We start from the raw sequence: 14,174 nt of genomic DNA, 5'->3' as shown, positions 1-14,174 counted from the left end.
TCGACATGTCTGTCACCGTGCGCGGCCTGACGAAGCGGTACGGGGCGACCCTCGCCCTCGACGACGTCACCCTCGACATCCCCGGCGGGCGTATCCACGCGCTGCTCGGCCACAACGGAGCCGGGAAGTCCACCCTCATCGCGTGTCTGGGCGGCGGCGTCGCCCCGACCGCCGGCACCATCGACATCGACGGCACGACCCACGACGCCCTCACCCCGCGGACCTCCATCGCCGCGGGCGTCGCGGTCATCTACCAGCACCTGAGCCTGCTGGAGAACATGACGGTCGCCGAGAACCTCTTCATCGGCCAGGAACTCACGGCCGGCGGTGTCATCCGCCGCGGCGAGCAGCATCGGCTCGCCCGCGCGGCTCTCGACGCGGTCGGCGCGACCGGCATCGACCCCGACGTGAAGGTGTCGACCCTGCCGATCGGCCAGCGACAGCTCGTCGAGATCGCGAAGGTCGTGCGGCGCGACGCTCGGCTCATCGTGTTCGACGAGCCGACCGCCGCCCTCTCGCGGGCCGAGGCTGCCCGCCTCGGCGAGCTCGTGCGCGACCTCGCCGGCCGGGGGATCGCGATCCTGTACGTCACGCATCTGCTCGGCGAGGTGCTCGCGCTCGCGGACGCCGCGACCGTGATGCGCAACGGACGCGCCGTGTGGTCGGCGGAGGGGTCCGCCATCACGCGCGACGCGCTGGTCGCGGCGATCAGCGACGGTCACGGCGCGACGAACGAGCGTCCCGCCCCTCCGCGGCGTGGCGAGACGCCCGTGCTGGAGGTCCGCGGGCTCACGGCACCCGGGCTCACGCCGATCGACCTGTCCGTCGCGCCCGGCGAGATCGTCGCCTGCTACGGGCTGGTCGGTTCGGGGCGCACGCGGTTCCTCAGTACGGTCTTCGGACGGATGCCGCGCACCGGCGGCACGTTGTTCATCGACGGCGTGCCGCGCGAGACGCGCTCACCCGCGCAGGGACTGCGCGCCGGTATCGCCCTCGTTCCGGCGGACCGTGCGCGAGAGGGGCTGTTCGCCGCGCTCCCCGCCCAGGACAACACCGTCATCGACGCGATGCGCCGCCTCGGATCGTGGGGGCTGCGGTCGCTTCGCGCCGAACGGGGGGTGTTCGACCGCATCGCCGACGGTCTCGCCCTGCGCCCGCGTGCGGCCGACCTGCCCGCCGGTCGGTTCAGCGGCGGCAACCAGCAGAAGATCCTGCTCGCACGCTGGGTCAACGACGCCGCGCGCACGCGGGTGATCCTGCTCGACGACCCGACCCAGGGCGTCGATGTCGGCGCCCGGAAGGACATCTACGACGCGATCAAGACCCTCGCCGCCGAGCAGGGGATGGGGGTGATCGTCGCGACCAACGAGCCCGAAGAGGTCGTCGACCTCGCGCACCGCTGCCTCATCTTCTCGAAGGGGGCCGTCGTCGACGAGGTCGACGTCGCCCTGACCACGGCTGACGGCCTGCTCTCGGCCATCCACACCGCCCCCGCTGCCGCGGGAGCCACGACCGGACCCGTCGCCCACCCCGCTTCCGCCGATCTCACCGAAGGACCCCTGCCGTGACGAAATCCACCGTGACGAGCCCGCTCGTCACAGAGAACCGTTTCCTGCGCGCCGCTGTCGAGGGCGTCGTGCGCACCCCGTTGCTCATCGTGCTGATCATCCTTGTGATCGGTGTGCAGATCGCGACCGATTCCTTCTTCGGATGGCAGAACATCCGCGGCATCCTGCAGGACAGCGCGGTCATCGCGATCGTCGCCATTCCCGTCGCCATGCTCCTCATCGCGGGCTACATCGACCTCTCGGTGGGCTCGAGCCTCGCGCTCGGCGGGGTGGTGGCATCCCTCGTCATGGACAAGGGCGCCGGGCAGCCCGCCGTCGCCATCGTGCTCGCGATCCTCGCGGGGGCGCTGGTGGGGCTCGTGAACGCCGTGATCATCACGATCCTCGGGTTGAACTCGTTCATCACCACCCTCGGCACGCTCACCGCGGTGCGCGGGGTGGCGCAGCTCATCAGCCCCACGCCGCGGAACAACTTCGGCGACCAGTTCGGCCTGCTCGGCGTCGGGACGGTCGCGGGCGTGCCCCTGTCGGTGTGGATCGCGGCGCTGCTGCTCATCGCCGCCGGAATCTTCCTGTCGCTCACGCCCACCGGCCGCCACGTCTACGCGGTCGGTGTCAATCGACAGGCGGCGTACCTCTCCGGCGTCCCGGTTCGGCGCCTGCCGTTCGCGCTCTTCGTGCTGTCGGGGGCGATGTCGGGCTTCGCCGGCACGATCGTCGCCGCTCGCCTGAACAGCGCCCCGGCCGGGCAGCTCGGTGCCGGGTTCGAACTCGTCGTGCTGACGGCGGTGCTGCTCGGCGGGGTCGCGCTCACCGGCGGTGAGGGAACCATCTTCGGGGTCGTCGTGGGCGTGCTGTTCTACGGCGCGCTGAACAACTCGCTCGTGCTGCTGGGCGTCACGACGTTCTGGCAGGCGGTCGCCAGCGGCCTCGCGCTCGTCGCGGCGATCGGCCTGAGCGCCCTCACGCACGTGCTGCGTCTGCGGCTCGCGACGGCGCGGGCGCGGAAGCTGGTGGCGCTGGCTGCCTGATCTGTCGCACCGGCCGCGTCCCCACGGGGGCGCGGCCTTCGCGTGCCCGCGGCGGTGGGCGCGGGCACCTCGATATCGGATCGCCGCAGCGAAATCGGATGGATGCCGCCGCGGCATCCGATTCTGGTGCTCCCGTCCGATTCTGTGGCGTATTCGCGGTCAGAGGGCGCACGGCTCAGCCGCGCACGGCTGACACGCGCACACGAAAGAGCCGCGCCCCACTCGGGGACGCGGCTCTCCGGCGAAGAACGCTCAGCGCTCCAACGGACGCGCGGGGTCGTACTCGACGGGGTGAACGGTGTTCGACAGCAGGCGCCCGTGCGCGCCGAAGGTGAAGTGCGTGGCGCCGGAGCCCGACTCGTCGGTGCCGAACAGCACGCCGTGGGCGCGCAGCGCCTTCTGGTCGCGGTGGTCGGCGATCGTCACCGAGCCGCACGGGATGACCTTCTCGCGCCACGTGAAGACGTAGATGCCGGGACGCACTCGCCACACGGTGTTCTCGTCGGTGTCGGCGAGGCCCTGCTCGGGGCCGGCGAGGCAGTGCCACGAGTACCAGTGCGGCGAGAGGTACACGTGCTCGTAGGCGTGCACCGTCGAGTACACCCACAGCACGCGGCGGCCGATCAGCTCGTCGGTCGGCGCCGGAGCGTCCCCGCTCACCTCGAGCTCGGCGATGGTCGCGGGCGTGAAGCTCATCTGCACCGCGGTGCGCCCGGGCGCGGCCGTCCCCAGGGTGCTGATCACCGTCAGCGCGTGCCCGCTGCGCAGGTCGAGGATGAGGGTCACGGCCTCGTCAGGGTGCGCGGCGGGGGTGTACTGCGCGTAGTACAGCTCCTCGTCGACCTCGATGACCTCGACGGCGTCGCGGCCGTTCTCGGACGTCGACGTCCACTCCACGGCATCCGCTCCGAAGCGGTACTCCGTCCGCGTGCCGCTCTCATCCACGGTGGTGAACGTGCGGCCCGCGAGGGCAACGGTCAGCTCAGCCTTGGCCGCGTCGAAGCCGGGTGCGAGCCCGTCGAGCGGCAGCCAGGTGCGGGTGTCGGACAGGTTCAGGGTGTCGGTCGTCATGCGATTTCTTTCTCTGGAGGGAGGGAGGAGCGGGACGGATGCCGCGGCCCCACGCTTCGCCGGGCGTCGGCGGAGCGCGGCCGGACGGGACGGACCCGCCGGGGTGCGGCATCCGGAATCAGAGTCCGGGGACCGGGTCTTTGCCCTTCTCGGCCGAGGCCACGTTGAAGGCCTCGAGGTCGTCGGACAGCCCGGCGTACACGGCGGGCTTGCGGCGGCGCAGGAACACGGCGTACCCGATCCCCCCGATCACGGCCGCGACCAGCAGCAGCGGCATCAGGCGGATCGCGGGTTCGTTGGATCCGGCGACGACGTCGAAGTTCACGACGGCCAGCACCACGATGACCGACAGCGCGAGGAAGCCGACGCCGGGGGCGATCAGCGTGCTCCACCAGCGGCGGTCGCCGCGGCGGCGGAAGAAGACCACGATCGACAGGGCCGCGAGCGCCTGCAGCACGATCACGGAGAGCGTGCCGAAGCCGAGCATCGCGGGGACGAGGTTGAGGATCGGGTCGAGGCCCACGAGGGCGAAGATCCCCGCGACGATCGCGGCGAACGCGGCCTGCACGATGCCGGCGAGTTGCGGGGCACCCGAGGCGCGCGTGCGGGCGAGGGCGAAGGGCAGCACGCGGGCACGGCCGAGGGCGTAGAGGTAGCGCGTGGCGGAGTTGTGGAAGGCGAGCATCGCCGCGAACAGGCTCACCAGCAGGAGGACCTGCATGACGACGGTGAGCTGCGGACCGAGGTAGGTCGCCGCGAGGCTGAAGATGAGGTCACCCGTGGCCAGATGCTCCTGAGCGGTGCCCTGCGCCTGGGCGACGCCGGTCGCGCTGACCACGGCCCAGGTGGTGACGCCGAGGATCACGCCGATCGCGATGATCGCGGTGTAGGTGGCGCGGGGGATGGTCTTCAGCGGGTTGCGCGCTTCTTCGCCGAACAGCGCGGTCGCCTCGAACCCGAGGAAGCCGGTCGCCGCCAGCAAGAGGCCGATTGGCAGCGAGCCCGAGAAGACGGCTTCGGGGGAAAAGGCGCCCAGGTCGTACCCCGTCTGCACCAGCACCGAGATGTCGAACACGACGAGCATCAGCACCTCGAGCACGAGGGCGACGCCGAGCACCTTTGACGAGAAGTCGACGCCCGTGCGCGCCATGAGGAAGCAGACGACGATCGACAGCAGCCCCCATACGTACCAGTGAAGGTCGAAGCCGGTCAGCCCGGCGATGATCGACTGCATGAAGAAGCCGCTCGTGCCGATCGTGCCGACGACGAAGAAGTTGTAGCCGAGGGTGGCGATCAGGCCCGCGATGAGCCCGCCCGTGCGCCCGAGCCCCTTGACGACGAAGGCGTAGAAGCCGCCGGCGTTGACCAGCTGCTTCGACATCTGCGCGTAGCCGACCGCGAACAGCAGCAGGATCACCGCGATGATCAGGAACGACGCGGGCGTGCCGCCGCCGTTGCCGAGCGCGATCGCGAGCGAGGCGACCACGACGATCCCGGTCAGCGGCGCGACGGCGGCGAGAACGAGGAAGACGATGCCGGCGACGCCCAACGCGCCGCGCTGCAACGCGGTGGAGGAGCCGGCGGTGGTCGAGTCGGTCATGGCGAATCCTTCGGGTTCGGGTTCCGAGCGGGCAGCGGCGCCCGTTGCAGCGATCTTGCTCCGCTCGCGCGCTCCGGACTTGACCGCGGGTGAGGGGGCCTGTTGCGTCCGTGCAGGGACGGATGCCGCCCGCCGCCGCCGCGAACAGGATGGCGGCATGGACCTTCACCTCACCGCGCGCAGAGCGCTCGTCACCGGCGCCGCCGGAGGAATCGGACGCGCCGCCGTGCGGGCGCTCGCCGCCGAGGGGGCGCGCACCGGAGGGGTCGACCTCGACCCGCGCGTGCGGGAGGTCGGGGCTCCGGGCGTCGTCGCCGACCTCACGGATGCCGACGCGGCCGCCGCCGCGGTGGACGCGTGCGCGCGGGAGGTCGGCGGACTCGACGTACTGGTGCTGGCGGCGGGCATCTCCGGCCCGGTGGGCACCCCGCTCGCCGAGACGTCGGTGGCGGATTGGGAACGCGTCTTCGCCGTCAACGTCACGGGCGCCTTCCTCGCGCTGCGCGCGGCGCTGCCGTGGCTGCGGAGGTCGGATGCCGCCTCGGTCGTCATCGTGGCGAGTGACTCGGCGCTCGTCGCCACCCCGGGCATGGTGCCCTACGGCGCCTCGAAAGCCGCGCTGCTCCAGCTCGCGCGCGCCGCCGCCGTCGAGCTCGCGCCCGAGGGGATCCGCGTCAACGCCGTGTGCCCCTCGATCGTCGACACCCCGATGAGTCGCGGAGATCTCGGGATGCCGAGCGGCTTCGCCGACGCGGAATACCCGGTGCAGACGCCGGCCGAGGTGGCCGACCAGATCGTGCTGTTGGCATCCCCGCGCCTGCGGCCGGTGTCGGCGGCGACCTGGGTGTCGGATTTCGGTGTCAGTGCACGGTCGGGGTTTCCGGCGTGAGCGGCAGGACGGCGCCGCGCAGGACAGGCTCACGCGGATGCACGGGCGAACGGCGGACCGCGGGATCGCGGCTTGAAGCAGGCTCGCGCGCGGGCGCGAGCGGAGAGCAGGGACGATGAACGACGAACTACGGGGCCAGGTGGCGCTGGTGACGGGCGGCGGGACGGGGATCGGCGAGGCGGTCGCTCGGCGGCTCGCGCGCGAGGGCGTGCACGTCGTCGTCACGGGGCGCCGGCTCGAGCCCCTCGAGCGCGTTGCGACGGATATCGGTGGGACGGCGCTCGCCGCGGACGCCGCGCGATCCGCCGACGCGGAAGCGCTGGTCGCGCGCATCCTCGAGGAGCGCGGGAGGCTCGATATCGTCGTCGCGAACGCCGGCGGGCACGGCTTCGCCACCGTCGCCGACACCGACGACGACGCGTGGGAGGCGGCGCTGCGCGCCAACGTCACGACGGCGTTCGTCATGGTCCGCGCCGCCCTCCCGGCGCTCATCGCGGCCCGGGGACGCGTCGTGGTGATGTCGTCGATCGCGGGCCTCGCCGCAGGTCCCTCCGTCGCCGGTTACACCGTCGGCAAACACGCGCTGATCGGACTCACCCGCTCCCTCGCGCGCGACTACGGCCGTGCCGGCGTGCGGGTCAACACGGTCTGCCCGGGCTGGGTGGCGACGCCCATGGCCGATGAGGAGATGGATGCCTTCGCCCGAGCCGCGGGGCTCTCCGACCGCGCGGCGGCCTACGCGGCCGTGACCACGGACGTGCCGCTCGGACGCCCGGCGCAGCCCGACGAGATCGCGGGGGTGGTGCGCTTCCTCGCGTCCCCGGACTCGTCGTACATCACCGGAGCGACGATCGTCGCCGACGGCGGCGCGCAGATCGTCGACGTGCCGACGATCGCCTTCGACCATGCCGGGGTGTGACCTCGCGGGCCGTGCCGCGCGCGGGATCATGTCCCACTTATGGTCAGTTGAGGGCCCTTCAACCGACCACTTCTGGGACACGCACCGTCATAAGTGGGACATAGGGGGCAGTCGCGCGCATCGCCTTCGACCACGCGGGGATGTGATCGCCGGCGCCGCGCCGCGCGCGGGACCATGTCCCAGAAATGGTCGGTTGAGGGCCTCTCAACCCACCACTTCCGGGACATGCTCTGTCATAAGTGGGACATGGGGGCGCTCAGCGCCCCGCGCGGCACTCGCTCGGGGAGAAGCCGAACGCCGATTTGAAGGTGCGGCTGAAGTGCGCGGCATCCGGGAATCCCCACCGCGCGCCGATCGCCGAGACCGACTGATCGGCGAGCAGCGGATCCGTCAGGTCGCGCCGGCAGCGCTCGAGGCGACGCGCGCGGATGAGCGCGGCCACGGTCGTGCCCTGGCCCTGGAAGAGCGTGTGCAGGTGCCGCGTCGAGATGTAGTGCGCGGCGGCGATCGTTCCCGGCCCGAGGTCGGGGGAGGCGAGGTGGGTGTCGATGTGCTCCTCGACGCGGCGACGGAGGGCGGCGTGCGGATCGCCCGCGGCGACGTCGCTGCCGAGCTCGTGGGCGTAGACCGTCGTGAGCAGGTCGAGCGCGGTGTGCACCAGCCGAGACCCGGACGGGCTGGCGACCTGGTCGAGGTGGGTCCCGAGCTGCGCGAGGAAGGGGGCGACGACGCCACCGAGCCCGCCGTCGCCCGGCACGCGCACGGCGGTCAGCTGCGCGAGGGCCGACGACGGCAGGGGGAGGGCGCTCGGCGCGAACATCGTCACGATCGTGCGGAAGTCGCCGCTGAACGCCAGCGTGTACGGGCGGGAGGTGTCGTAGACGGCGAAGTCTCCGGGGCGCAGGAGCGCTTCGCGGCCGTCCTGGACCAGCAGACCGGTGCCCGCCAGCATGAGGCTCATCTTCACGGCGGGGCCGTCGGCGCGCGCGATGAGGTCGGGGGTGCGCTCCACGACGTGCGCGGATGCCGCGACGGTGCTGACGTGGATGCCGTCGGCCGAGGCCGCGCGAATCGAGCCGCGGAAGCGGTCGGGGTCGGCCGCGGTGACATGCAGCGGGACGAAGCTGTCGTCGACGGCCGCGCGGAACGCGGCCAGATCGGCGGCGTGGACGGCGGTGACGCCCGGCTGGCGGATGGCAGCGATCGGCATGGGAGACCTCCTCGTTTCCCTCGGCACTCGGTTCCCGCGTCCTTTTTATCCGACGCTTGTAGAACCAAAGTTTCCCGAATATTACCCCGATGTATCGGATGCCGCGAGAGCCCCGTTCAGCGGAGCATCTCGACGAGCGCGTCGACGGTCGCGAGCATGCGCTCCTCTCGCGCCGTCTCGGGCAGGAGCACGCCGTTGGCCTGCATGCCGTTCACCGCGTGCAGGATCGCGTCGCTCACGGCCTGCACGTCGAGGCCGTCGCGCACCTCGCCGCGCTCCTGGGCCTCGGCCACCATCTCGGCGAACGCCTCCTGCCACTGACGCATCAGCCCGCGGAACATCTCGGCCAGGGCCGGGTCGGCAGCGGCGTACTCGAGGAAGGCGATGACGATCCGTGCCTCGAGGGAGCGCTCCTCGTCGATCGGGGCCGCTTCGAGGAGAAACGCCCGCAACGCCGCGAGCCCGGTGTCACCCGTCCGGGCGCGACCCCGCTCGAAGCGCGCGGTCGTGGCGTCGAACACGTGCGCGAACGCGGCGGTGAGGATCGCGCTCTTGTCGGGGAAGTAGTGCGTGACGCTGCCGTTGGCGAGCCCCAGCTCGCGAGCGAGCTCGCGCATGGTCGTGGCTTCGATGCCGCGCTCAGCGATGAGACGCCACGTGGCCAGCACGATCTCGTGGCGTCGCGCATCGTGGTCCACGCGTCGGGGCACGGGGGTTCTCCTTGGTCCTGTCCGGATGCCGACACCCGCCCTCGCACGAGGGAGACGGCGGGCACGGACCGGCCCACCCTATCCGCCGGCGTGACTTCCGCGATGTGCCCAGGGTCAGTGGCATCCGGAGATTCCGGCTGAGGTTGCGCGTATCACGGAGGTTGCGCGCCGTCCCCGGCCCGACCCGCCCTCAGTGCCCGCAGTGGCAGGCGTCACCGCCGCCGCAGCAGCCGTCGCCGCCCCGCGCGTGTGCTTGCGACGACTCCGGCAGATCCAGCGCGGGGTTGCGGTCGAGGAAGCCGTAGGGCTTGAGCCAGAACCCGGCGTAGTCGACCGGCATGATCGGCCAGTCCTCGGGGCGCGGGACGTGCGTGAGGCCGAACGTGTGCCAGAGCACGAGGTCGGCGCCGTCGATCGAACGGTCGTCAGCCGTGTAGGCGGGAAGGCCCGCTCCTCCGGCGTGCGCGTTCGGGTAGCGGCCGGCGGGCCAGCGCTCCTCGGGGTCGTAGGCGGTGCCCCACAGGTGCTTCGTCGCGAAGGCGGCCCGGGCGGCGACGGTCGAGGCCGGGTCGGCCATCAGCAGCGCGGTCGGTTCCGGGATGAGGTGGTACGCCGTGGGCTTGCCCACGTAGTTGGTCCGAGAAGTGGACTGCACCTCCCACACGCGCGCGACGGAGGTGTCGGCCTCGCGCTGCGCCTCCTGCTCGGTGCGCAGCAGCGTGTGCGACCACGTGAAGGCGTTGCCGAAGGGGTTGTCCTCGCCCATCGGGATGCGCACGGCATCCACCTCGAACAGGCGGTTCTCGTCGCCGTCGATCGCCATGTCGAGGCGTGCCGAGAAGAGGTGCTGGTGCACGGGCGCGAAGACGCCGGGGGCGATCTCGGGCGCGTGCCGGTTCGTCGAGCCGGGCTCACCGCCGCCGACGAACACGATGCCGGTGGCCTTGGCCTCGACCTGGATCGAGCCGTCGAGGTAGAAGTACCAGAAGAAGCCGTAGTCGTAGTTGCCGATCGTGGCGAAGTACGACACCACCAGGCGCCGCGACCGGCGCACGTGCGAGCCGACGGGGCCGGGCTCGGTGTGCTTCCACAGCACGCCGTAGTCCTCCTCGTGCATGCACACCGCGTTCGGGATGCGCATCGCGTGCCCGTGATCGTCGGCGACGTGCCCGTCGAAGTAGTGGATGACGCCGAGGCAGTCGCATCCGAGTTCCAGGTGATTGGCGTTCTTGCCGAGCAGGTACTCGCCGGCGTCGAAGTAGCTGATCCAGAACCGGGTGTTGCTCGTGTCGCCGTAGGGCACGACCATCTCGGGCACGCTCGCGCGCGAGAGCACGGGGCGATCGTCGAAGCGCACGTCGTGCAGCACGAGTCCCTCGCGGGCGTTGAAGTCGACGCGCAGCTGCCAGTTCTCCCACTGCACGTGCGAGCCTTCGACGTGGAAGCTCGGCCCCTCGGGCTGCGTGATCTCGATCGGCTTGAGCGTCGTGCGCGCGGGGCCGGTGGCCGCGGGGTCGTACCGGCCACTGCCCGCCGGCACGGGCACGTCGCCCTCGTCCTCGAGGCCGATCACCCGGTTCGCGGTGAGGTCGATGTGCACGATGAGGCCCTCGACGGGGTGCGCCCAGGCGATGTCGTCCTCGCTGTCGCGGAGGAAGGTGAGGGAGCGGATGACGCGGCGCCCGACCTCGTTCTCCCGCCCGACGAACCCGGGGGCGAGGGGTGTGCAGAACGCCAGCTCGATCCGGTCGGCGAGGCCCCGGCGCACCATCGCGGCGCGCCACTCGGGGGAGGCTTTGACCAACTCGGCGGCGCGCTCGTACTCCTCGAAGAGGTACTGCGGCTGGCCGTACGGCGCGGTGTCGGCGGGGTGGCGGCGGCTCTGGACGACCTCGCCCGCCGTGATCGACACGATCGCCTCGGTCACCTCGCCGGTCGCCGTGTCGAGCAGGGTCACATCGGCGCGGCGATCGATCGGATCTCCCGGATGCCACGAAGCCACCGCCTTCTTGTCGGGCTCGGCGGGCAGCAGCATGGGCACCCGCACGGTCTCGCCGAGCAGGCCCGCGGCGACGAGGATGTCGCGCGTGCGCTCGATCTCCTCGGCGGTGAGAGGGTCCAGCGGGTGGACGGCGGGACCGGCATCGTGCGGGGCGCGGACGTCGGGGTTGCCGCCGGGCTGCGGGGGAGCGGAGGGCTCGTGCTCGTGCATACCGTCCACTGTGGTGCCTCGGTCGCGCGCGCGATTGTCTGCGCGTGCCGCATCGATGCCCGTCGGCGCGGGATTCAGGACCCGGCCAGCTCCCGCAGCACGGTCTCGAGGATGAGGCGTTGGCCCATGAGCGTCGGGTGCACGCCGTCCGGCAGCAGCCATCCCTCCGGGGCGCTACGCAGCCGCGCGTGCACATCCACGACCGTGCCGTCGTGCGCGCGGACGGCGTCCGCGATCTCGGCGACGTCGGCCTCGCGCCACGTGATCCGCTCCTGCTGGAACGGCTCCCAGGCGTCGGCATCGGCTTCGACCACCGGGGGAGGGGTGAGGCAGACGTGCGTCGCGCCGGTCTCCACGGCGATCAGCTCGGCGAGCAGCCACAGGTTCCGGCGGGTCTCCTCGATCGACTGCATCCGCGCGCGGAGACTCCCGTGACGCCGCGCGTCGTTCGTACCGAGCATCTGGATCACCCACGTCGGACGCGCCGCGGCGATGAGGTCGATGCGGGCCACGGCCTCCTGGGTGGTGTTGCCGGTGATACCGGCGTTCACGACCCGGATGCCGTCGGCCGCACGGTGCAGATCGAGATACGCCTGCAACTGGTGCGCCCACGACAGGGAGTCGTCGGTGATCGAATCGCCCAGCGCGAGGATCCGGTCACCCGGGGCGAACGGCAGGCGCGTCGCGAACTCGGGGTCGACGAGGGCGGCCGACGCGCGCACGTCCGCGTCGAACGCCGCGAGGTACCCGGTCAACGTCGCTTCGTCGACGCCGGCGAGGAGCGCCGCGAACGGCGCGCTCTCGGCGGCCCCGACCCCCGCCCGCTGGACGAACGGCTGTCCGGCCGGGTGAACGAAACGAGCGGTGATGCGATGCGGATCCGACATCTCGGTCACGGGGCGGTCCTTCCAGGACGACAGGCAATGAAGGGAGAGACGGGATGCCGAGGCTCAGGTCGAGCGCACCGCGAAGCGCCGCTTGCGGCGCAGGTGGTCGACCGCGACGGCGGTGACGAGGATCACTCCCGTCGCGACGTTCTGCCACTGGGGGTTGGTGTTCGTCAGCGCGAGGGTGTTGTTGATGACGGCGAAGAGCAGCGCTCCGAGGGCCGTGCCGGTGATGGTGCCGACCCCGCCGAACAGGCTCGTGCCGCCGATGATCACGGCCGCGAGCACCTGGAAGGCGAAGCCGGTGCCGCCCGCACCCGGGTCGGCCGTGGCGACGCGGGAGGCCAACAGGACGCCGCAGAGTCCCGCGACGACCGCGCTGATGACGTAGAGCGAGATGTTCATCCGGGAGGCTCGGATGCCGTTGGCCCGCGCGGCCGTGGCGTTCCCGCCGAAGGCCCGGATGTTGTAGCCGAAGACCGTGTGCTGCAGGACGACGTGCGCCGCGATACCCACGGCGACGGCGTAGTAGACCAGCAGAGGGATGCCGAAGAGGTTGAGCTGGGCGAGGTCGGTGAACGCGCTCGGAAAGCCGAAGCGGGGGATCCCGCCGGTGGAGACGACGACCACGCCGCTCGCGGCGAAGAGCATGCCCAGCGTGGCGATGAACGGGGGAACGCCCACCCATGTGATCAGGGAGGCGTTGACCAGCCCCAGCAGCGCGCACACCGCCAGGGCGACGATGATCGCGAGCGGCCACGGCACGCCCGCGTTCATCGAGATGCCCACGGTGACGCCGCCGACCGCGAAGAGCGAGCCGATGGACAGATCGAGGCCGCCTCCGACCAGCACGAGAGTGGCCGCGCTGGCCCCGATGAAGTACAGCGCGCTCGACCGGAGGATCTCGACGATGTTCGCCGGGGCCAGGGCCTGCGGGTTGGCCGCCTGGGCGACGAGGATCAACAGGACGATGATGAGGATCAGGCCCAGCTGAGGGGCCGCGGCAATGCGACGGACGACGTTTCGCACGGGTGGGGTCTCGCTCTCTGAGGTCGGGACCCGGCCGCGGCCGGGTCCCGACGCCGGTCACTTCGCGGGGAGGTTGCTCTTGTCGTAGAACGTGCTCGTGGTGGCGATGAAGGCGGGGAGGGTCTTCCCCTCGGAGAGGTCCTTGACCGCCTCGACGGCCTTCGTCCCCGACTCGCACCATCCCTGTTCGCCGACGCCCAGCAGGGTGCCGTCCTCGATCGAGGCCCGGTGATCGTCGGTGAGGTCGTTGGCGACGACGTTCACCTTCCCGGTGAGCCCGCGCTCCTTCACGGCGGTGATGGCGGCTGCGACCGAGGTGCCCTCGATGGGGAACAGCGCGGTGATCTCGGGGTGGGCGGTCAGCATGTTGCTGAAGAGCTCGGGGGCCTTGGTCGGGTCGCCGTTCGTGTAGTCGCTGGCGACGACCTTCATGTTCGGGAAGTGCTCCTTCGCGTAGTCGGTGAACCCCTGGATCTCCTGCACGTGCGGGGTGGTGCTGGCCGACCCCGAGAGGATGCCGACCTGCGCGTTCGGGTCGGTCTTTCCCAGCCCCTCGGCGATGAGCGCGCCGAGCTGCGTGGCATCCGTTCCGACCTGCGTCTGCTGTCCGGTGCTGGGGTCGCCCGCGTTCTGTGCCACGACGTAGATGTCCGCGTTGCGGGCCTGCGTGATGACGGGGGTGAACAGCTCGGGGATCGTCGGGAAGACGACGAGGGCGTCGGTGCCGTTGGCGATCGCCTGCGAGATGAGGTCGATCGCGCCCTGGTTGTCGACCGCGCTGCCCGAGGTGCCGACCTCGACCGGCGTCCAGCCGTTCTTCTTCGCCGCGTCCTCGAAGCAGCGTCCGACGTCGTCGAAGGCGGGGTAGAAGGGAGCGGGGTTCACGTACGTGATCGTCTTCACCTCGCGCAGCGAGGCGGAGGGATCGGAGGAGGCGGCGATGGAGCCGCCCGAAAGGGCGCCGCAGCCCGTGAGGGCCGCGACGAGGGTGGCGCCGGCGAGTGCCGTGGCGGCGAGGCGCCGGGTGGAGATGAGGGACATGCGAAGA

The 14,174-nt window shown here is 71.4% G+C and carries 12 protein-coding genes; 4 read left to right on the top strand and 8 right to left on the bottom strand.

The window, feature by feature from the left end; genetic code table 11:
- Window positions 1-5: 5 nt before the first annotated feature.
- Both MTES_RS03260 and MTES_RS03255 read left to right on the top strand, forming a co-directional pair.
- Window positions 6-1,568, top strand: a complete 1,563-nt coding sequence (locus MTES_RS03260) for a sugar ABC transporter ATP-binding protein (protein ID WP_013583757.1) — start codon at window positions 6-8, stop codon at window positions 1,566-1,568.
- Window positions 1,565-2,599 carry an ABC transporter permease gene (locus tag MTES_RS03255; RefSeq protein WP_013583756.1) on the top strand — a complete coding sequence of 345 codons (1,035 nt, stop codon included), beginning with the start codon at window positions 1,565-1,567 and terminating at the stop codon, window positions 2,597-2,599. Before MTES_RS03260 ends, MTES_RS03255 begins: the two co-directional genes overlap by 4 nt.
- A gap of 252 nt (window positions 2,600-2,851) precedes the next feature.
- Here MTES_RS03255 and MTES_RS03250 read toward each other — a convergent pair whose 3' ends face one another.
- Together MTES_RS03250 and MTES_RS03245 are read right to left on the bottom strand one after the other, a co-directional pair.
- Window positions 2,852-3,670 (bottom strand): molybdenum cofactor biosynthesis F family protein, encoded by an 819-nt coding sequence (locus MTES_RS03250; RefSeq protein WP_013583755.1) that lies wholly within the window; start codon window positions 3,668-3,670, stop codon window positions 2,852-2,854.
- Window positions 3,671-3,788: 118 nt separating this feature from the next.
- On the bottom strand, window positions 3,789-5,270 hold the full coding sequence (locus MTES_RS03245) for an APC family permease (RefSeq protein ID WP_013583754.1): 1,482 nt from the start codon (window positions 5,268-5,270) through the stop codon (window positions 3,789-3,791).
- A gap of 157 nt (window positions 5,271-5,427) precedes the next feature.
- On the opposite strand from MTES_RS03245, the gene MTES_RS03240 reads away from it, so the two are divergent.
- Both MTES_RS03240 and MTES_RS03235 read left to right on the top strand, forming a co-directional pair.
- Complete coding sequence (locus tag MTES_RS03240) at window positions 5,428-6,159, top strand: SDR family NAD(P)-dependent oxidoreductase (RefSeq protein ID WP_043360951.1); 732 nt, start codon at window positions 5,428-5,430, stop codon at window positions 6,157-6,159.
- 115 nt (window positions 6,160-6,274) lie between these two features.
- Window positions 6,275-7,078: an SDR family NAD(P)-dependent oxidoreductase gene (locus tag MTES_RS03235; RefSeq protein ID WP_013583752.1), complete on the top strand. Its 804-nt coding sequence runs from the start codon at window positions 6,275-6,277 to the stop codon at window positions 7,076-7,078.
- A 256-nt stretch (window positions 7,079-7,334) separates the two neighbouring features.
- Here MTES_RS03235 and MTES_RS03230 read toward each other — a convergent pair whose 3' ends face one another.
- The 6 genes from MTES_RS03230 to MTES_RS03205 all read right to left on the bottom strand — a co-directional run bounded on the left by MTES_RS03230 (window position 7,335) and on the right by MTES_RS03205 (window position 14,167).
- Entirely contained in the window at window positions 7,335-8,288 is a 954-nt protein-coding gene (locus tag MTES_RS03230; RefSeq protein WP_013583751.1) for a helix-turn-helix domain-containing protein, read from the bottom strand.
- Between the two features lie 116 nt (window positions 8,289-8,404).
- Window positions 8,405-8,998, bottom strand: coding sequence for a TetR/AcrR family transcriptional regulator (locus MTES_RS03225; RefSeq protein WP_013583750.1), 594 nt, complete (start codon window positions 8,996-8,998; stop codon window positions 8,405-8,407).
- Window positions 8,999-9,188: 190 nt separating this feature from the next.
- Entirely contained in the window at window positions 9,189-11,210 is a 2,022-nt protein-coding gene (locus MTES_RS03220) for a primary-amine oxidase (RefSeq protein WP_013583749.1), read from the bottom strand.
- A 74-nt stretch (window positions 11,211-11,284) separates the two neighbouring features.
- Window positions 11,285-12,097, bottom strand: a complete 813-nt coding sequence (locus MTES_RS03215) for an SGNH/GDSL hydrolase family protein (protein WP_231848173.1) — start codon at window positions 12,095-12,097, stop codon at window positions 11,285-11,287.
- A 63-nt stretch (window positions 12,098-12,160) separates the two neighbouring features.
- Window positions 12,161-13,126: an ABC transporter permease gene (locus MTES_RS03210; protein ID WP_013583747.1), complete on the bottom strand. Its 966-nt coding sequence runs from the start codon at window positions 13,124-13,126 to the stop codon at window positions 12,161-12,163.
- A gap of 57 nt (window positions 13,127-13,183) precedes the next feature.
- The gene (locus tag MTES_RS03205; protein WP_013583746.1) at window positions 13,184-14,167 is read right to left on the bottom strand and encodes a sugar ABC transporter substrate-binding protein; all 984 of its coding nucleotides are present in this window, start codon (window positions 14,165-14,167) and stop codon (window positions 13,184-13,186) included.
- Window positions 14,168-14,174: the final 7 nt, after the last annotated feature.

The sequence above is a fragment of the Microbacterium testaceum StLB037 genome (assembly GCF_000202635.1).
Classification (GTDB): domain Bacteria; phylum Actinomycetota; class Actinomycetes; order Actinomycetales; family Microbacteriaceae; genus Microbacterium; species Microbacterium testaceum_F.
Note: the sequence above shows the minus strand (reverse complement) of the source record. Positions and strands in the feature narration are given on the sequence as shown.